This is a genomic window from Paraflavitalea speifideaquila (assembly GCF_032395985.1).
Classification (GTDB): Bacteria; Bacteroidota; Bacteroidia; order Chitinophagales; family Chitinophagaceae; genus Paraflavitalea; species Paraflavitalea speifideaquila.
In genome coordinates this window covers 7,276,816-7,293,360 of sequence record NZ_CP135920.1, presented here as the reverse complement: position 1 = coordinate 7,293,360, position 16,545 = coordinate 7,276,816, and the positions used below count along the sequence as shown (strand labels likewise).

General features: G+C 47.0%; 21 protein-coding genes, 2 tRNA genes and 2 pseudogenes. 21 read left to right on the top strand and 4 right to left on the bottom strand.

Annotated elements, in window-relative coordinates; genetic code table 11:
• Positions 1-138: 138 nt before the first annotated feature.
• From RS881_RS50080 to RS881_RS50035, 10 genes are all read left to right on the top strand, one after another.
• A complete protein-coding gene (locus tag RS881_RS50080) occupies positions 139-573 on the top strand; it encodes a sigma-70 family RNA polymerase sigma factor (protein WP_315824873.1) in 435 nt (144 codons plus the stop codon).
• Between the two features lie 87 nt (positions 574-660).
• Positions 661-1,530: a FecR family protein gene (locus RS881_RS50075; RefSeq protein ID WP_315817667.1), complete on the top strand. Its 870-nt coding sequence runs from the start codon at positions 661-663 to the stop codon at positions 1,528-1,530.
• Positions 1,527-1,649, top strand: coding sequence for a hypothetical protein (locus tag RS881_RS50070; protein WP_315817666.1), 123 nt, complete (start codon positions 1,527-1,529; stop codon positions 1,647-1,649). The genes RS881_RS50075 and RS881_RS50070 overlap by 4 nt, the downstream gene beginning before the upstream one ends.
• Entirely contained in the window at positions 1,639-1,893 is a 255-nt protein-coding gene (locus RS881_RS50065; protein ID WP_315817665.1) for a DUF4974 domain-containing protein, read from the top strand. The genes RS881_RS50070 and RS881_RS50065 overlap by 11 nt, the downstream gene beginning before the upstream one ends.
• Before the next feature lie 229 nt (positions 1,894-2,122).
• Entirely contained in the window at positions 2,123-2,278 is a 156-nt protein-coding gene (locus tag RS881_RS50060; RefSeq protein WP_315817664.1) for a hypothetical protein, read from the top strand.
• 8 nt (positions 2,279-2,286) lie between these two features.
• Positions 2,287-3,447 carry a TonB-dependent receptor plug domain-containing protein gene (locus tag RS881_RS50055; RefSeq protein ID WP_315817663.1) on the top strand — a complete coding sequence of 387 codons (1,161 nt, stop codon included), beginning with the start codon at positions 2,287-2,289 and terminating at the stop codon, positions 3,445-3,447.
• Positions 3,441-5,306, top strand: a complete 1,866-nt coding sequence (locus RS881_RS50050; RefSeq protein WP_315824872.1) for a SusC/RagA family TonB-linked outer membrane protein — start codon at positions 3,441-3,443, stop codon at positions 5,304-5,306. The genes RS881_RS50055 and RS881_RS50050 overlap by 7 nt, the downstream gene beginning before the upstream one ends.
• A gap of 130 nt (positions 5,307-5,436) precedes the next feature.
• Positions 5,437-6,447: a RagB/SusD family nutrient uptake outer membrane protein gene (locus tag RS881_RS50045; protein WP_315817662.1), complete on the top strand. Its 1,011-nt coding sequence runs from the start codon at positions 5,437-5,439 to the stop codon at positions 6,445-6,447.
• A 29-nt stretch (positions 6,448-6,476) separates the two neighbouring features.
• On the top strand, positions 6,477-7,034 hold the full coding sequence (locus tag RS881_RS50040) for a RagB/SusD family nutrient uptake outer membrane protein (RefSeq protein WP_315817661.1): 558 nt from the start codon (positions 6,477-6,479) through the stop codon (positions 7,032-7,034).
• Between the two features lie 69 nt (positions 7,035-7,103).
• Positions 7,104-7,232 carry a hypothetical protein gene (locus RS881_RS50035; RefSeq protein WP_315817660.1) on the top strand — a complete coding sequence of 43 codons (129 nt, stop codon included), beginning with the start codon at positions 7,104-7,106 and terminating at the stop codon, positions 7,230-7,232.
• Here the strand turns inward: RS881_RS50035 and RS881_RS50030 are convergent.
• Together RS881_RS50030 and RS881_RS50025 are read right to left on the bottom strand one after the other, a co-directional pair.
• On the bottom strand, positions 7,217-7,783 hold the full coding sequence (locus tag RS881_RS50030) for a dihydrofolate reductase family protein (RefSeq protein ID WP_315817659.1): 567 nt from the start codon (positions 7,781-7,783) through the stop codon (positions 7,217-7,219). The two genes, RS881_RS50035 and RS881_RS50030, sit on opposite strands and share 16 nt — an antisense overlap.
• A 5-nt stretch (positions 7,784-7,788) precedes the next feature.
• Positions 7,789-8,199, bottom strand: a complete 411-nt coding sequence (locus tag RS881_RS50025; RefSeq protein WP_315817658.1) for an SRPBCC family protein — start codon at positions 8,197-8,199, stop codon at positions 7,789-7,791.
• A 1,191-nt stretch (positions 8,200-9,390) separates the two neighbouring features.
• On the opposite strand from RS881_RS50025, the gene RS881_RS50020 reads away from it, so the two are divergent.
• The 4 genes from RS881_RS50020 (at position 9,391) to RS881_RS50005 (ending at position 10,679) form a co-directional block, all read left to right on the top strand.
• Entirely contained in the window at positions 9,391-9,585 is a 195-nt protein-coding gene (locus RS881_RS50020) for a hypothetical protein (protein WP_315817657.1), read from the top strand.
• A 17-nt stretch (positions 9,586-9,602) separates the two neighbouring features.
• A complete protein-coding gene (locus tag RS881_RS50015; RefSeq protein WP_315817656.1) occupies positions 9,603-9,959 on the top strand; it encodes a hypothetical protein in 357 nt (118 codons plus the stop codon).
• A gap of 187 nt (positions 9,960-10,146) precedes the next feature.
• Entirely contained in the window at positions 10,147-10,542 is a 396-nt protein-coding gene (locus tag RS881_RS50010) for a hypothetical protein (protein ID WP_315817655.1), read from the top strand.
• Between the two features lie 5 nt (positions 10,543-10,547).
• Positions 10,548-10,679, top strand: a complete 132-nt coding sequence (locus tag RS881_RS50005) for a hypothetical protein (protein ID WP_315817654.1) — start codon at positions 10,548-10,550, stop codon at positions 10,677-10,679.
• A 235-nt stretch (positions 10,680-10,914) separates the two neighbouring features.
• Here RS881_RS50005 and RS881_RS50000 read toward each other — a convergent pair.
• Positions 10,915-10,986 (bottom strand) — tRNA-Glu (locus RS881_RS50000).
• A gap of 136 nt (positions 10,987-11,122) precedes the next feature.
• Positions 11,123-11,194, bottom strand: a tRNA-Glu gene (locus tag RS881_RS49995).
• A 404-nt stretch (positions 11,195-11,598) separates the two neighbouring features.
• Between RS881_RS49995 and gap the strand changes: the two genes are divergently transcribed.
• From gap to RS881_RS49950, 7 genes and pseudogenes are all read left to right on the top strand, one after another.
• Positions 11,599-12,612 (top strand): type I glyceraldehyde-3-phosphate dehydrogenase, encoded by a 1,014-nt coding sequence (gap, locus tag RS881_RS49990; protein WP_315817653.1) that lies wholly within the window; start codon positions 11,599-11,601, stop codon positions 12,610-12,612.
• A gap of 130 nt (positions 12,613-12,742) precedes the next feature.
• Positions 12,743-13,020: pseudogene (pgk, locus tag RS881_RS61075) on the top strand (phosphoglycerate kinase).
• Positions 12,932-13,937, top strand: a pseudogene (locus tag RS881_RS61070) (phosphoglycerate kinase). The pseudogenes pgk and RS881_RS61070 overlap by 89 nt, the downstream one beginning before the upstream one ends.
• Before the next feature lie 354 nt (positions 13,938-14,291).
• Positions 14,292-14,795 (top strand): hypothetical protein, encoded by a 504-nt coding sequence (locus RS881_RS49965; RefSeq protein ID WP_315817649.1) that lies wholly within the window; start codon positions 14,292-14,294, stop codon positions 14,793-14,795.
• Positions 14,783-15,739, top strand: coding sequence for a tetratricopeptide repeat protein (locus RS881_RS49960; RefSeq protein ID WP_315817648.1), 957 nt, complete (start codon positions 14,783-14,785; stop codon positions 15,737-15,739). The genes RS881_RS49965 and RS881_RS49960 overlap by 13 nt, the downstream gene beginning before the upstream one ends.
• 1 nt (position 15,740) lies before the next feature.
• Positions 15,741-16,232 (top strand): histidine kinase, encoded by a 492-nt coding sequence (locus tag RS881_RS49955; protein WP_315817647.1) that lies wholly within the window; start codon positions 15,741-15,743, stop codon positions 16,230-16,232.
• Positions 16,229-16,468 (top strand): sensor histidine kinase, encoded by a 240-nt coding sequence (locus RS881_RS49950; protein WP_315817646.1) that lies wholly within the window; start codon positions 16,229-16,231, stop codon positions 16,466-16,468. The genes RS881_RS49955 and RS881_RS49950 overlap by 4 nt, the downstream gene beginning before the upstream one ends.
• Positions 16,469-16,545 lie beyond the last annotated feature (77 nt).

Genomic DNA, 16,545 nt, shown 5'->3' with positions numbered 1-16,545 from the left:
TACTGATAATCAGTTGTTGCAGGAACTGGCTCATGGAAATGAAAAGGCCATGCGCCAATTATTTTCTATTTACCGCGACCGGCTCTTTTTTACATCAACCGCATTACCAAATCGGAACAGATTGCAGAGGAGCTGGTGATGGATGTTTTTATGAAAATATGGACGGGTAGAGCGCTATTGACAGAGGTCAAAAGTATGGATGCTTACCTTTTTCGTATAGCCCGCAATAAATCACTCGACTTTCTCCGGTCTGTTGCCGGTAACACCCGCTTCCAGGAACTCCTGTGGGAACAGATCCAGGCTGTATCTGTCGATCGGGCCGATACGCCTTTGCTGGTCAAGGAATTTGAGACTACAGTACGCGAAGCGATCAATACCCTGTCTCCTCAGCGCCGTATTGTATATACCCTTCGTCATGATCAGCAGTTGACGCATGCAGAGATTGCGACGCAACTGGGCCTTTCCCGCCATACAGTCAACAACCACCTGGTAGAAGCCCAAAAATATGTACATCAATATGTGGCACAACACATTGATCTCGTTGCGTTGATGCTGATCCTGCAACTTGTTTAAATTTTTTTCTTCCCGATTAGTTATATGGCTCTTTCTTCCCGTCTTTATTGACAACACCACCGCTTATCAACGGGAAGCGATCAATTTATGAATAAGGGATCATCGTCAAATTATAAACACCTCGTCGGTCGATACTTCGACCATTCGATTGCCCGGGAGGAGTTGGAAGAACTGCTGTCCCTGGTAAGGAGCGGCGAATACGAAGACGACCTCACGGATGCGCTGGAGGAGCAATGGCAGGCTGCACAAACTAAAAAAAGGGAAACGGGTATCGACTGGGATAATAAGCTGGATATGATGCTGCAGCAACACCGGTCTCCGGTGGCGCCAATACACCCCCTTCGTCGCAGGGCCTGGTATCGTATCGCCGCTGCAGCCATATTCCTTTTATTCCTGGGTACGGGCCTATATTTTATATTCCGCACATCTCCATTACAAGAAGTGGCAGGCCCCACAGCAATGACCCTGTCTGCCGATACCATCACCCTACAGCCTGGCACCAATGGCGCGGTACTCACCCTGGCCAATGGCGAAAAGATCGTACTGGATAGTGCAGGCAAAGGATTGATCTCTATGCAGGGGCCCACCTGCGTGATCAACAAAGGGGGAGCCATTCGGTATGACGCTGCTAATGCGAATACCTCAAAAGAAATAATTTATAACACGCTTACCACACCCCGCGGAAAACAATTCCAGCTTCAATTATCAGATGGCACCAAAGTATGGTTGAATGCCAGTTCTTCCATTCGATTCCCCACGGCCTTTACGGGCGATACCAGGAAAGTGGAGATCACGGGCGAAGCTTATTTTGAAGTGGCCCATATTGACCGTAGCTCCTTACCGTCAAACGCATTACCTTTTTGGTGGCTTTCAAAACACCTGCCGGGCATTCGGGCGAAGTGCAGGTACTGGGCACGCATTTCAACATCAATGCTTATGAAGATGAGCAGGCGGTGAAAACTACCTTATTGGAAGGGAAGGTGCGGGTGGCCATCAATGGAAAAGCGGCCCTGCTGACGCCCGGCCAACAAGCAGTTGTGAACCATAAAGGTAGTGTCGATACCCATGCGGGGTAGACCTGGATGCGGTAGTGGCCTGGAAAAACGGTTTTTCTCTTTCAGTGAAACTGATCTTGCTACGCTAATGCGTCAGATAGCCCGTTGGTACGATGTAGAAATTGAATATGCAGGCGAGGTTCCCAACCGGAAATTTGGTGGTGAAATATCACGCAATAGCAATGCTGCGCAGGTACTGAAGATCATGGAAGAGAGTGAGGTGCATTTTAAAATAGCAGGCCGTAAGATCATCGTATTGCCTTAGGAATTATTCATCAGCATAAAACACGGACTACCCAAAAATAGAACCGCCACGATTTGGAGGATCGCGACGGTAGTTGGGTAGGTAATCCACAATTGTTGTCGCCAACTGTTTCTTAATCCCAAACATGAACAAAAGTATGCAAAAAAATCTTGCATGCCCTTGTCCTGCGCAAGCGTGGTATGCTAACTAAAACGCTGTTGATTATGAAGTTCACAGCCATTTTTTACTGGTGGCCTGCCTGCAGGCCGGCGCCCATGTGGCAGCGCAGCAAGTGACGCTTTCCGGCACGGAAATGTCGCTGCAGAAAGTGTTTCGTTCCATCAAAAACAAACGGGATTCGCTTTCTTTTTCGATGAGCGCTGGCTTGATCAGGCCAACAACCTAACGATCCATGTGAAGAACGCACCCCTGGAAAAAGTACTTGATCTTTGTTTCGAGAACCAACCTATTACTTATTCTATTGTAGGCAATACGGTAGTGGTCAAGAAGCGGCCTGCCGTTATTGCCATTGACAGCATGGCCATTGAAGTGGTGCAGGGAGTGAAAGGAAAAGTGGTAGATGAAAATGGTAATCCCCTGGCCGGTGTATCGGTGATGGTAAAGGGTACTTCCAAAGGGACGGCTACCAATGGCAGCGGTGAATTTTCTATCGAAGCCAACGAAGGCGATATACTGGTGCTTTCCTATATAGGCTACCGGGCTACCAATTATACCATTAGCAGCAGCGCCATAACAGGCTCACTGTTTACGGTTAAGATGCAGGTGGAAGCCCTCGCTTCCAGTGAAGTAGTAGTAATTGGTTATGGTTCGGTGAAGAAAGGCGACCTGTCGGCTGCCGTATCTGTGGTGCCCAATATGGCCCAGATCAAAGACCGCCCTGTAACGAATGTAGCCAGCATGATACAAGGCCGGGTGCCGGGTGTAACGGCCATCAGCAATGGAGGACACCCCAATAGCACGCCTAAGATCACTATCCGGGGTATGGGTTCCAAGAGTGATGAAAGTGTACTGGTAGTTGTGGACGGCGTACCCAATGCGCCTTATAACCCCGCTGATGTAGAATCGATCACCATCCTGAAAGACGCTGCTTCAGCAGCTATTTACGGCGCATTCACTGGCGCATCGGGCGTTATGCTCATCACCACGCGGCAGGCTGGAAAAGGTAAACCAGGTATTGAGTATAATGGTTTTGTGGGCATGAAGCGTGCCTGGAGATTACCCCAATCATTAAAGGCGGAGGATGAAGCAAAAGTTTCCAACCTGGCTTATACCAATGCCGGCCTGAGCCCTTTGAGTGGTTGGGATGCCAATGTAAATCCTTATGCACAAACCACCCGTACGGACTGGATGGATGAGATCTTCCGCACTGGTCTAATTCACCGCCATACGCTGACGCTGAATGCAGGCAACGAAAGGTTCTCTACCCTGTTGCAGGGGCGTTACGAAAATGAAGAAGGTACGCTCTTAAATACGTACAACAAAAATCTCTCACTCCGCTTTAATACCAATTATACCTTTACTAAGAATATTAAGTTGCGTCAGGAACTATTCTGAATAACAATGACAACCGTGGTACTGAAACTTCCAGCGGTTACAGCGGTGTTATTCTCTCTGCCATTTACATGCCCCGCTCTGCTACGCCTTATTATGCAGATGGCAGCTTTGGTGGTGTAGGTCCACGCGAGTCGCAATACCTCGGTATTCATGGCGATGCGATCAATCCTGTGGCTACATTGTTGCGTAATAAAGCCTATAACAAAGGGTCCGATCTGCAATCGGTTACCGAGCTAACGATTGCTTCTATTGTGCCGGGACTGACCTATACTTCCCGCTTCTCTTACCGGTATACGAATTCCCTGTATAAGAGTTTCCAACCCAAGAGAACGGAGCCAGGCAAACCCAATAACCAAAATATCCTTTCGTATAATACCAACAAAGGATACCACTGGATCTGGGAAAATACGCTCAACTACAACAAGACGATTGGCCGTCACAACGTTGGCGCCATGGTTTCTATGACCAGCCAGGAAAACGGAGGCCGTTTCTTTAGTGCCACGGCCCGTGGCCTTAACCGCGAAGATGAATGGGCACAGTTTTTCATCAACGCTTCTATTTTCGACCAGGACAGGCCAACGGATAATGAATGGAAAGACCGGAACGCTTCTTATGTAGGCCGTTTATCTTATAGCTATGCTGACCGGTATTTCTTCAGTGCCAGCTACCGGTATGACCTGGCTGCACGTCTTGCGCTCGATGAAAAAGCTATTGGCGTACCCGGCATCACCGCTGCCTGGAAGGTTAGCTCCGAACCGTTCTTTGAGGTGAAGGGCATCGACATGTTGAAGGTAAGAGCCAGCTGGGGCCGCATTGGCAACCTGGGTTCCATACCGGGGTATTATTCTTATGCTACCCTCAACTCTAACACTACTTACCAGATCGGCAATGGTGCACCCCTTAGTCCCGCTGCTTATGTAAATAGCCGCCTCAATCCCAGCCTTACCTGGGAAACTTCCGAACAAACGGATATTGGTTTGGATATCACTTTGCTGAACAAAAGGCTTTCTATAGTAGCCGACTATTTCGATAAGAAAACCTTTGACCTCATTAAAACGCAGGATACTGAATGGCCCAACTCTATGGGTTATGGTGCCCCATTGATCAACCAGGGCCAGATCGGCAATACGGGCTTTGAGTTTGCCGCTACCTGGAGAGACAAGATCAACCAGGTGGAGTATGAAATTGGCGGTAATATCGCTACCCTGAAAAACCGGGTGAAATATATTGATGCCAACCCCAAATCATTCTGGGCGCATGGAGATAGCTGGAGAGGTGTATTGACCCCTTACCGCAGTGAGGTAGGTCAACCTTATTATTCTTATTGGCTGATCAAAAATGCAGGCATCTTCCAGACTGATAAAGAGGCGGCAGATTACGTGAAAGATGGCAACCGCATCCAACCCAATGCCAAAGCGGGCGATTTGAAATTTGTAGATAATAACAACGATGGTACGATCGATGATAAGGACCGTGTATTCATGGGCAGTGCCTTTCCCAAACTGACGTACGGGTTCAATGCCAACCTGTATTGGAATAATTTTGATTTCAGTGTGTTTTTCCAGGGCGTTAGCGGCGTGAAGCTCTTCCATGCATTCAAACAATCAACCCTCAATGGCGCCGAGCAAGGTTATAACCGTTGGGATAAGATACTCGATGCCTGGAGCCCCACCAACACGGGTTCCAATATTCCCCGTATTGCTGCTACCGATCCCAACAAGAATTTTCAAACTGCTTCCGACTGGTACCTGGAAGATGGCAGCTACCTACGCCTCAAGAACGTACTGCTTGGCTATACTTTTAAAAACTGCCCTGGAATGCCGGCCTGCGTGTTTACATCACCGCCGACAACCTGTTAACGTTTACGAAGTATACAGGTATGGACCCCGAAGTGGGTGGTGTTGGTTTGGACGGTGGACAATTTCCTGTATCGCGTGTATTTGCAATCGGTGCGAAACTCAATTTATGATCATTCAAAAGATGACAATTATGTTACGTAATATAACGACCGTACTATCCTGTATTTTAATCGTGGTGCTCAACACCGGCTGTACCAAGGACTGGGTAGATGCCAAACCCAATGGAAATCCTACCACAGCTTTTTTCTGGCAAAGTGATGACGATCTCCAAAAAGCCATTGCGGCTGTATATGTACCCATGCGTTATGAAAGTACCTGGGGGCGCGACCTGTTTTGGGTGCAGAATGCCAGTGATGATCTGGTAGTAGGCCGGGTAAAGGCTGATGGAGAAAATATCAAGAACTTTATTCCCACGGGCAGGGAAGGATACCTGTCTGGCGGCTGGAATGACCTGTATTGGCTGATCAACAAAGCCAATCAGGTGATCGAAAACGCTCCCAAGGCTACCAATGTAACTGAGTCGCTGCGTGTGCGGGTGTTGGGAGAAGCTTATTTCATGAGGGCCTTTGCACATTTCTGGCTGGCATCGGTTTGGGGTCACAAAGACCGTGGTGTTCCTTTCGACGGTCCGGAAAATGCAGGGTATGGCCAGCGCATTGCACCACAACTAGCTTCTGTAACCGATAACTTTGCGCTCATCATCAGCGACCTTACCAAGGCGGCGGATATGTTGCCACTTTTTGAAACGTATGGCGATCCTGATAAGGGAAGGGCACACAAAGCGGCCGCCTGGGGCTATATGGTGAAGACGTATGCTTACTGGGCGCAATACGACAACACCAAGTGGGCGCCCATCCCTGCTTTGTGCGATAAGATCAAGAATGAAGGCAAGCGCGCCCTCGTTACGAATGGTGGCAGCTTTGAAAAAAACTACCGCGGTGTATTTACCATTGCCAACAATTGGAGCAGTGAATACATCTGGTCTGTTACTTCCGGTGTACAAGGCGGTTCTGAATTTCCTGGAGTGATCCTTGAAAACAAAGGTTGGGGTGTGTACAATGGATGGGGTTATTTTCAACCTACTGAAGAGCTGTATGATGAGTATGAAGCCAACGACCCCGGAGAGAAATTACCATCCTGAAATTCGGTGATAAGTTTACTTATTTTGGTGTGGAAAGGAAATATTGGTCAACGAACAGTCTTTCCGGCTTCCAGATCAACAAATACATGGAGCCATACAGCTATGGTACCGGTCAGCAGGCTGGCTCGAACCTGATGATCAACCAGAATGGTGATTATCCTACCACCAAGCTCAACCTGCCTTTACTGCGTTATGCAGAGATCTTATTGTTCAAAGCCGAGGCATTGATGCAACAGGGAAAAATGGAGAAGCGGCAGCACCCTCAACGAGGTACGCGCCCGCGTAGGATTGATGCCATCAATAATCCCACGCTCGCCAACCTGAAGCATGAGCGTCGTGTTGAACTGGCTTGCGAATGGACCGACCGCCTGAAAGACCTGAAACGCTGGGGCGATTATGACAAGATCAAAGCTCCCCTGCACGGCCGCAAACACAGCAACAATACTGATCCCAATTCACCCTTTACCATTGTAGAGATATGGCGGGCAAGGAATTTCGATCCCGCCAAACATATGGCATGGCCTATCAATCCCGATGAAATACTGAGGGCCAATGGTGCCTATAAGCAAACACCGGGCTGGGAATAATTGATTATCTAAGATCCAGACCAAGGCCGCCTTCCATTCCGGAGGGCGGCTTTTTTACATCAAAAAGATATGGATCACGAAGAGGAAATCAAACAGCTGATCAGTAAAGCCTTTACAAACCAAGAGCTGTACCGCCCCTACTATGCAGTAGCTGAAGTGAAGACCTTTAAGCGTGGTGTAGTTTACCTGATCGGCTGATATTCGAGTATGAGCACGCCGCTGTCGAACGCACGCGAATATTTGAGCTTGAATTTTGTTAATTCCCGGCTATCGTCGAATAACCTCAATCCGCCGCCGATGGAGATGGGAAATAACATCAAATGTAATTCGTCAATGAGGTTATGGTGAAGCAGTGCCTTGGCCAGCGTGGCGCTACCATACACGAGGATATCACCACCATCCGTATTCTTCAGCGCGGCAACGTCGCTTGCTACGTTGCGAAGAAGATGGCTATTGTTCCACTCCACTTTTTGCAGACTTTGGGATACGACGTATTTGGGCAGCTGGTTGATTCGGTCGGCAAACCCGCCGCCGGTTTGTGTGGGCCAATACCCGGAGAATGCTGTATAGGTATTTTTGCCCAACAATAAAGCATCCACACCAGCCAGCTCAGCTACTTTGTATTGTCCTGTCTCCGGAGCCTTGTATTGGGCTTGCCAGCCACCATGAGGATGTGGGGTTTCATTGCCACCGGGTGCCTCCACAACACCATCGAGCGTGATAAATTCCGTAACGATAATTTTACGCATGGTTTTTAGTTTAGCGTTTTCAATAGTTGTTCCACGTAGTTCAATGTTTTGGTAAATCCTTCTTTGAAGCCTCTTTGGATATGTTGTTCCAGGTGGGCCAGTGATTTAAGTTGTATGATGATGGACACTGTTGTTGTTTCATTGTCCTCACTAAAGCTCAAATCCCATTTCGATCTTGGCATCGATTCATCGATCTTTTCATCCTGGTCGGCAAAAGCACTCGGAAATTGGAAATTGCTTGTTGGACTAATGGAAATATACTCCTGGATGGACCATTGCTCCTGGCCTTCGGGACTCATCATGGCATAAAATCTCCGCCCACCTACGGTGAAGTCCATCCATTTGGTGCGTGCTACCCAGGGTTTGGGTGCCCACCATTGGTCCAGCATTTCCCGTTTGGTAAAAGCGTCCCACACCAGTGGGAGTTCAGCTGCAAACTCCTGTTTACGAATACCGTGTTGGTGGTCTTATCAACCGTACAATCAAATAACAAGGTGCTGCTCATGGTGCCTGGTTTTAATTGTTGTTATTCCTAATTAGGAAGCCAACCGGTTGCGAATATACGTGCAACTTTATGGTTGCGCAAATATTTCTTTGGCTTTTTCCGATTGGGTCTATGCGGTCAGGGGATTTTATAGCGACAAAAGAGGGTGTATGAGGTACATTTTTACAAGCATAGGAGGCGCCCGCTTCTTTTGAATGCTCTTTACTCAATAATATTGAGTTGTCTGATAACCGACGTATAATACCGCCTGCTAATAGGAATGGTTTGACCGCCGATCTCTAATTGATCTCTGTCTATCTTATCCATAAAAAGATAGAGGCGGCAAAGGAGCGGTGAACTTTGATAAACATTTCCGGGGTAATTTTTTTAAGGTACCTGTTAAAGTGGATCGAACCAGGTAATACCTTTTATGTGTGAGAAAGAGCTTCGTATAGTTTTTTCTGCAACGAGACATACGAGGTCTTCAGGGTTAATGCGTACCAATGCTTTATTTTGATGCACAAAAATGGTTTCAACATAGGTGAATTTTGTGTTTATATAGTGATGAGCAGACAATATAAAAAAAAATACCTATACGAACAATCGCTGTCCTTCCCAACACTCCCTTCATTTTGCCCGCCCATTTTTGTTTAACGATTTAGGTTGAATGTTAGACAAAACTGGGGATTCTCCTCAATGGTACCTCGATAGGTCCTAACATCCTCCTCTTTGGGTTCTCTTTGCTTCCCCGGGGCCCGAGGACCCAAAGAGGAGGCACAGAGGAGGATCCGGGGAAGCAATGAGGACAAACATCGAATTTTGTGTCATTCGTCCCAAAACATATTCCGTTCGTCCCTTACACATTCAAGTGTCGTCCCATTTTTGAGGGTGCTTTCGTATAGAAAATACAGTTCGTCCCAAGACATATGTCATTCGTCCCAACAGTTAGACAATACCGACCCATTTTTGAAAATTAGGGGTGACAACTGGTTTAAATTTGTTTTATCGATCACTGCCAAAGGAGTTTTCACTTAGGGATAACAGGAAGAGTGAACTTGCTAACCCTCTCCCCGGCAGCGACCGGTGCAAAAACTAAATTTATTAATCTTGAAAATTTTTTACCATGGCACATGCTAACAATAGTATCGTAAGCGGTAAATTCAGCGGAACCCTCGGAAAAGAGATCGTGTTCCGCGATTGGGACGGCAAAACAGTAGTTGCCAAAGCCCCTAAAAAAGAAAGGGTGCTCCAACACCCGAACAGGTGGAAATACAGGAAAGATTCCTGTTTGCTTCGAAATATGCACGGGGTATTGTAAAAAATCCAGATCAGGGCATGGCAGAGGCTTATGCCGCTAATCTGCGACCCAGGCAAAACGTGTATAGCAGGGCAGTGGAAGATTTTATGAATCTACCTGAAGTTAAAACCATCAATACGCGCAATTACACCGGCGTAAGTGGCGGCAGGATCATTGTTCGCGCCGTCGACGATTTCCGTGTAGTAAGTGTATGGGTGGAAATATACGCTGCCAACGGCACACTGCTGGAAGCCGGTAGGGCTGAACAAGGCCTCAATGGTCTTGACTGGACATTCACTGCCTCGATGGCCAACAGTCCATTGGTGGGTAGTAAGATCAAAGCCATAGCAACCGATGTTCCAGGCAATGAAGGCATCCTGGAAGTAAGCTTGTAAGGCGCTACCAGGAAGGTGTTCCTGCTCAGCTGGGGCACCTTCCCTTCTTATTTTTGATCATCTACAAAACGAATTATATGAGCAAATTATCAAAGCGTCATTTCTGGGAGTGGTTCAAACGCCATCAACAGGAATACCTTACGCTGAACAAAAAGCCTAAAAAGAGATTCAGTACTGGCTAAGGGAAATGAACGTCCATGTACGGGCCTATGGGAAATTCTTTGGGTTCAGCCTGGTGTTGCCCGATAAAGGGACGGCCCGATTAACCATCACGGTAAAAGGCAGGGAGAAGCATTTTAAAAAAGCGGATGCATTTGTGGCCACTGCTCCCGATATACCGGATTGGAGTATCCATGCACTGGAGGATCCTATGTCTGTTGATCTGTTGTCTGTACAGTCATTGGAAGAAAACGGCATCGATCCCTGGGATTTCCACTTTTCTATTATTGGTGATTGTCCGGAAGATACAGTTGTGATCATGTATCACCCGCTCTACACGGAAGACAAGGTTCGTCTTTTTTTGAAATGGCTTATGAGACAGTCTATCATTTATTGGGTGAACGTTCATTCGGAACGGATATAGACCGCGTGGTAGTTGAAAACCTTTCTTGCGCCGATCCTGATGAGTTGTACGCGCTGGAAGAATTGGCTACTCAAATTGGCCGGCGTAGCTCTTCCATGGTGGTAGATCATTATGGTGCATTGGTATCTATGCATTAAGGAATTAATGGTTGGCTTATTCCCTTTTTGTTTTAGTCATTTTAGCCCCTGCATGTCTATGCGGGGCTTTTCGATGTGCTGGCCTATGTAAAGGAAATGACTTTACACAAGCAGGTACCGGATGCCGTTTTCCAGGAATTGCGGCAGCATTTCTGCGATGAAAAGATCATGAATCAGGGCGGTTTACAGAAAAAGGAGCAGATGGTTATCTGCTCCTTTTTACCCAATCGGTTAGTACCGCGTACGGGATTCGAACCCGTATCACCACCGTGAAAGGGTGGTGTCCTAACCCTTAGACGAACGCGGCTGCTGAAGTCCAAAAGCTGGATTGGGGGTGCAAATGTAGGGCAGGGAAAATTATCAACCAAATCAGGTGGGGAAGTTTAGGAAACAGGCTGCAAACAAAAAAGCCTTGCAACTGAATGTTACAAGGCTCCATTTTGTACCGCGTACGGGATTCGAACCCGTATCACCACCGTGAAAGGGTGGTGTCCTAACCCTTAGACGAACGCGGCTGCTGAAGTCCAAAAGTTGGATTGGGAGTGCAAAGGTAATAGCCTGTCTATTTCCCTCCAAATAAATATGAGCAACCAAGCAAGATATTTTTACTGCCGCCCTTCTATCTGCTTCACAGCTACTCCCTTATCGCGGCTCCTGCTATCATTGCGGTTCTGCCTAACCAGGTCTCGGTGCCCACCATTTTACCTGTCTACAAGATTACCATATTATCCAACTATTAAGGGCGGGCTGCCAGCGCCTGCGATCCTTGCCCCACACTATTAGGGGCGACTCTGCCCCGGAAACCCATCCATTGGGCCATCTGTTTCAAATCCTGTTTTCTCAATTCTGTATTCTGTATTTTCTACACAATATTGTAACTTCACGCCGCATTTGTAAACCTATAAATAAAATATTGACAATGAGCACAGTTAAAGTGGCCATCAACGGGTTCGGGCGTATCGGCCGGTTGGTATACCGCCAGATCTACAAAATGGATGGCATTGATGTAGTAGCAATTAACGACCTCACCAGTCCCAAGGTGTTGGCGCACCTGCTTAAATACGACAGCGCACAAGGTCGTTTTGATGCCGATGTAAAAGCTTCTGACAACTCTATTATAGTAAATGGTGATGAAGTAAAGATCTATGCGCAGAAAAATCCAGCTGAAATTCCCTGGAAAGACCACGGCGTGGATGTAGTACTGGAGTGCACAGGCTTCTTTACGGATAAAGACAAAGCCGCTGCGCACCTTACCGCCGGCGCTAAAAGAGTAGTGATCTCTGCTCCTGCAACGGGTGATCTGAAAACCATCGTGTTCAATACAAACCACAGCATATTGGATGGCAGCGAAACGATCATCAGCTGTGCTTCCTGTACTACCAACTGTCTTGCGCCGATGGCAGACACACTCAACAAGAACTTTGGTATCGTGAACGGTCTCATGACCACTATCCACGCCTATACCAATGATCAAAATACACAGGATGCACCCCATCCTAAAGGTGATCTTCGCCGCGCCCGTGCCGCTGCACAGAACATCGTGCCCAACAGCACCGGTGCTGCTAAAGCCATTGGCCTGGTATTACCTGAACTGAAAGGAAAACTCGATGGCTCTGCTCAGCGTGTACCTGTTTTAACAGGTTCATTAACTGAATTAACTGCCATCATTTCTAAAAACACCACTGTTGCTGAATTGAACGCTGCTATGAAAGCTGCTGCCAATGAAAGCTTTGGTTATACAGAAGACGAGATAGTTAGCAGCGATATCGTAGGTAGCACCTTCGGTTCATTATTCGATGCTACACAAACACGTGTACAGGCTGCAGGCGATACCCAACTGGTACGTGTAGTAAGCTGGTACGATAATGAAATGAGCTATGTGAGCCAACTGGTGCGTACGGTAAAATATTTTGCCGGTCTCATCAGCAAATAAGACCTAGTATAGATATCTATACCCATAACCGCAAAGAAAGCTACGCATTAAAGAATACTGTCGGCAGTTGCCGACTTCCGATTCACGATGCCTTGCCCCTTTGCGGTTAACTTTTTAAATAAACCACGCTATGTCTACCTTTAGCCAACATAATTTTAAAGGGCAGAAAGCCCTTATTCGCGTTGATTTTAACGTGCCGCTCGATGATAAATACAATATCACGGATGATACACGCATTACGGCTGCCATTCCTACGATCAAAAGATCCTGAATGATGGCGGCAGTGTTATTCTTATGAGTCACCTGGGAAGGCCCAAAGATGGTCCCACGGAAAAATACTCACTCAAACACCTTATCAAGCACATCAGTGACCTGCTGGGTGGTACTACGGTACTTTTTTGCCAATGATTGCATTGGCGAGCAAGCCTATGTTACTGCCGGTATGCTGAGACCAGGTGAAGTATTGCTTCTCGAAAACCTGCGCTTTTACAAAGAAGAAGAGAAAGGGGACAAAGCATTTGCTGAAAAATTGTCCAAACTGGGCGATATATATGTGAATGACGCCTTTGGTACTGCCCACCGCGCACATGCTTCTACCGCTGTGATCGCTCAATTCTTCCCGGCTGATAAACGAATGTTTGGCCTGCTGATGGAAGGGGAAGTGGCGAGTGCTGAAAAAGTATTGCACGAATCCAAAAACCTTTTACTGCCATCATTGGTGGTGCTAAAGTGTCGGATAAAATACTCATCATCGAAAACCTGCTCGAAAGAGCTACCGACATCATCATCGGAGGTGGTATGGCGTATACCTTTATGAAAGCCAAAGGTGGTAGCATTGGCAAATCACTGTGTGAGGATGATCGTCTGCAAATGGCCCTCGACCTGCTCGCAAAAGCCGAGGCCAAGGGCGTGTGTATTCACCTGCCTTCCGACTCGGTCATAGCCGATAAGTTTGATGCCAATGCCGAAACTTCCGTAGCGCCCAGCAATGCCATCCCCGATGGTTGGATGGGCCTGGATATTGCGGAGAACGCCTGTGGTCAGTTTTCCAACGTTATCAAACAATCAAAAACGATTCTCTGGAATGGTCCCATGGGTGTTTTTGAAATGGAGAAATTTCAACATGGTACTAAAACGGTAGCCGAAGCAGTAGTGGCAGCTACGCAGGCTGGCGCCTTCTCGCTCGTTGGCGGGGGGATTCGGTGGCGGCTGTCAACCAGTTTGGCTTTGCTGATAAAGTAAGTTATGTGTCCACCGGCGGTGGCGCAATGCTTGAATACTTTGAAGGCAAAACGCTTCCCGGTATTGCCGCTATCAAAGGATAAAAGATACAATCTGTTAATAACCAGGCCCGCAACTTTCATTAGTTGCCGGCCTTTTTTTTTTTTAAAAAGGCAACAAGGCATACTACAATGAGAAAGGCTTCGGCAGGTTTCTTTAAACCAGGGTGAGCCGCTCCCGGAGAGCGCCCCACCCTAAAGACGGCTTCGGCAGGCTCCTTTTGCTACAGGCTTAGGTGACAGACGACAAGTAACAAAGTGGTATTGCTCAGGCTGACAGTCACCCTAATCCTTCGAGATCGTCTTTAAACCCAAAACTTTTTCGTACATTTTAGGGGTATTTGCTTTATGTCAAAAAACACCTGTTTTACCACACTTACAACGGCCATTTTAATGGGCATGGCATTTCTATTCATTGCCATACCCCGCGCAAAAGCACAAACCAACGCTGTAGCCGATTCTATAAAGATTTACCAATTACTCGATGCTGCCGACGAGGAAGCGGTGACGGGCTCATTGGATAAAGCGCTGCAACATGCCAATGCAGCATTGCAATTGAGCAGAACGAAAAAAATGCTGCGCGGGGAGGGATTTGCGCGTTTAAAACAAGCTGATATCATCATCCAACAATCCAATACGGGTAAAATAGATCAGCACATTGAAGATGCGCTCAAAATAGCCAATCAATTAAAAGACAGCTTTATGCTGGCCCTGGCCTTTTATCAACATGGGCAAGCCTTTCTGTTCAATGGACAGTATACTGAAGCCGAAAAATTATTTCACAAGTCGCTGGCTATTCATTTTGAAAAAAATGTATCGGGCTACACGGGATTGGTGTACAATGATATGGGCTATATGTTTGGTATCCTGGGGGAATTTGAAAACAAGCGATGTGGCTATTGAAATCGATACGGGTATATGAAAAAGTAGATGACCTGGCCGGCAAGGCCACGGCTACGAGCAACCTGGCCTCTGTATACAATAGCCTGGGCAATGGTTCGGAGGCGATCAACTATACCCGGCAAGCGGTTGCGATGCGGGAGAAAATAGGAGATATTTCCGGCCTCGCCATTTCTTATGGCAACCTTTCGCTGTTCTACAGACCCATTTCAATTGACTCGGCCATTAAATACCAGGAAGTAGCCATGAAGTATGCGGAGAAAACCGGGATCAAAGCCAGGTTGATCCCCAACTATGATAATATGTCCGTATTAATGAACATGCAGAAAAGAAAAGCGGAAGCACTGGAGTACATCAAGAAATCCATTGCCTTGTGCAAAGAGCTCAATGATAAACTCGGACTGGCAAATAAAACCAGGTGGGCGGCTTTATTATGTGGGGATTTGAAAGATACGACGGCTGGACTTGCTTACCTGCAGGAATCCTATGAACTTTCACTGCAACTCAACAACAAAGCGCTATGGCGGGATTTTTACGGCAGCAAATCGGCTTATTATAAAAACCAGGGGAATTACAAAAACGCCTATGAAGAGATCAGGAAATACTACGTATACCGGGATAGCCTGGTGAATGAAACCACCCAAACGAATATTGCCGAACTGCAAACCAAATATGAAACAGAAAAGAAAGACCGGTCCATAGCAGTACTCAATGCAGAGCAGAAGATCCGTCAGTTGGAATTGGAAAAACAAAAAGCTGTTATTGCCGGCAATATGCAGGAGGCAAAACAAAAACAAAATGAAATAGATCTCCTCGTACAGTCAAAACAATTGCAGGAGCTTAAAATAAAGCGACAAGAAGAAGAGCTGGAAAAACAAGCACTGCTTTCGCAGGCAAAAGAACAAAAGTTGCAACTAGCGGAAAAGAAAAAGCCTGCAAGCCAATGAGTTGAAGGCGCAGGCCCAATTGCGCAATACCTGGATCATTGGCACGGTGCTCCTCCTGGTATTGGCCATCGTACTATTTAACCGCTACCAGCTTAAAAAGAAACTGCAACAACAAAAGGAGTTGGAAAAGATCCGCAATGATATAGCGCGTGATCTGCATGATGATATTGGTTCAACGCTTACCAGTATTAATATCCTATCTAAAGTATCGCAGAATAACCTGGGCCGGGATATGCATAAGTCTTCTGTGATCCTCGAAAATATTTCGGAACAATCTCAGCAGATACAACAGGCGATGAGTGATATTGTATGGACCATCCGGCCGGATAATGATAAGCTCGAAAATATGGTGGTCCGTATGCGCGAATATGTAAGCCATACCCTCGAATGCAAGAACATCGACATTGTTTTTGATGTGGATAAAGACATTCTTCACGAAACGCTGGCCATGGAACAGCGACGTGATTTTTCCTGGTTTTTAAAGAGGCGGTGAACAATGCGGCCAAATATGCACAAGCCACTTGCGTCACGATCCGGCTCAGCAGGGAATCCAATCACCTGCAATTGATCGTGAGCGACAATGGGCAGGGATTTGATACCAGCCGCATCACCTCTTCCAATGGGCTTAAAAGCATGCGGGAAAGAGCCACCACGCTCGGCGCCACCTTAAATATTCAGTCGGCTCCCCAACAAGGCACTACGATTTCTCTCCAATTTCAACCTGTATAGGGCCTTGGGTTCCTGCATCGGCAGCTCATAACTGTTTTTCGCACTAAGTGAATTTTCGCTTGCGGCTCGTAGGTCAA

What these genes read in the sequence shown, in the direction of transcription:
- RS881_RS50080 (WP_315824873.1), top strand. Translation starts at nt 139, where the DNA reads ATGGATGTTTTTATGAAAATATGGACGGGTAGAGCGCTATTGACAGAG.
- RS881_RS50075 (WP_315817667.1), top strand. Translation starts at nt 661, where the DNA reads ATGAATAAGGGATCATCGTCAAATTATAAACACCTCGTCGGTCGATAC.
- RS881_RS50065 (WP_315817665.1), top strand. Translation starts at nt 1,639, where the DNA reads ATGCGGGGTAGACCTGGATGCGGTAGTGGCCTGGAAAAACGGTTTTTC.
- RS881_RS50045 (WP_315817662.1), top strand. Translation starts at nt 5,437, where the DNA reads ATGTTACGTAATATAACGACCGTACTATCCTGTATTTTAATCGTGGTG.
- RS881_RS50035 (WP_315817660.1), top strand. Translation starts at nt 7,104, where the DNA reads ATGGATCACGAAGAGGAAATCAAACAGCTGATCAGTAAAGCCTTTACA.
- RS881_RS50030 (WP_315817659.1), bottom strand. Translation starts at nt 7,783, where the DNA reads ATGCGTAAAATTATCGTTACGGAATTTATCACGCTCGATGGTGTTGTG.
- RS881_RS50020 (WP_315817657.1), top strand. Translation starts at nt 9,391, where the DNA reads ATGGCACATGCTAACAATAGTATCGTAAGCGGTAAATTCAGCGGAACC.
- RS881_RS50015 (WP_315817656.1), top strand. Translation starts at nt 9,603, where the DNA reads ATGGCAGAGGCTTATGCCGCTAATCTGCGACCCAGGCAAAACGTGTAT.
- RS881_RS50010 (WP_315817655.1), top strand. Translation starts at nt 10,147, where the DNA reads ATGAACGTCCATGTACGGGCCTATGGGAAATTCTTTGGGTTCAGCCTG.
- gap (WP_315817653.1), top strand. Translation starts at nt 11,599, where the DNA reads ATGAGCACAGTTAAAGTGGCCATCAACGGGTTCGGGCGTATCGGCCGG.
- RS881_RS49965 (WP_315817649.1), top strand. Translation starts at nt 14,292, where the DNA reads ATGGCATTTCTATTCATTGCCATACCCCGCGCAAAAGCACAAACCAAC.
- RS881_RS49960 (WP_315817648.1), top strand. Translation starts at nt 14,783, where the DNA reads ATGTGGCTATTGAAATCGATACGGGTATATGAAAAAGTAGATGACCTG.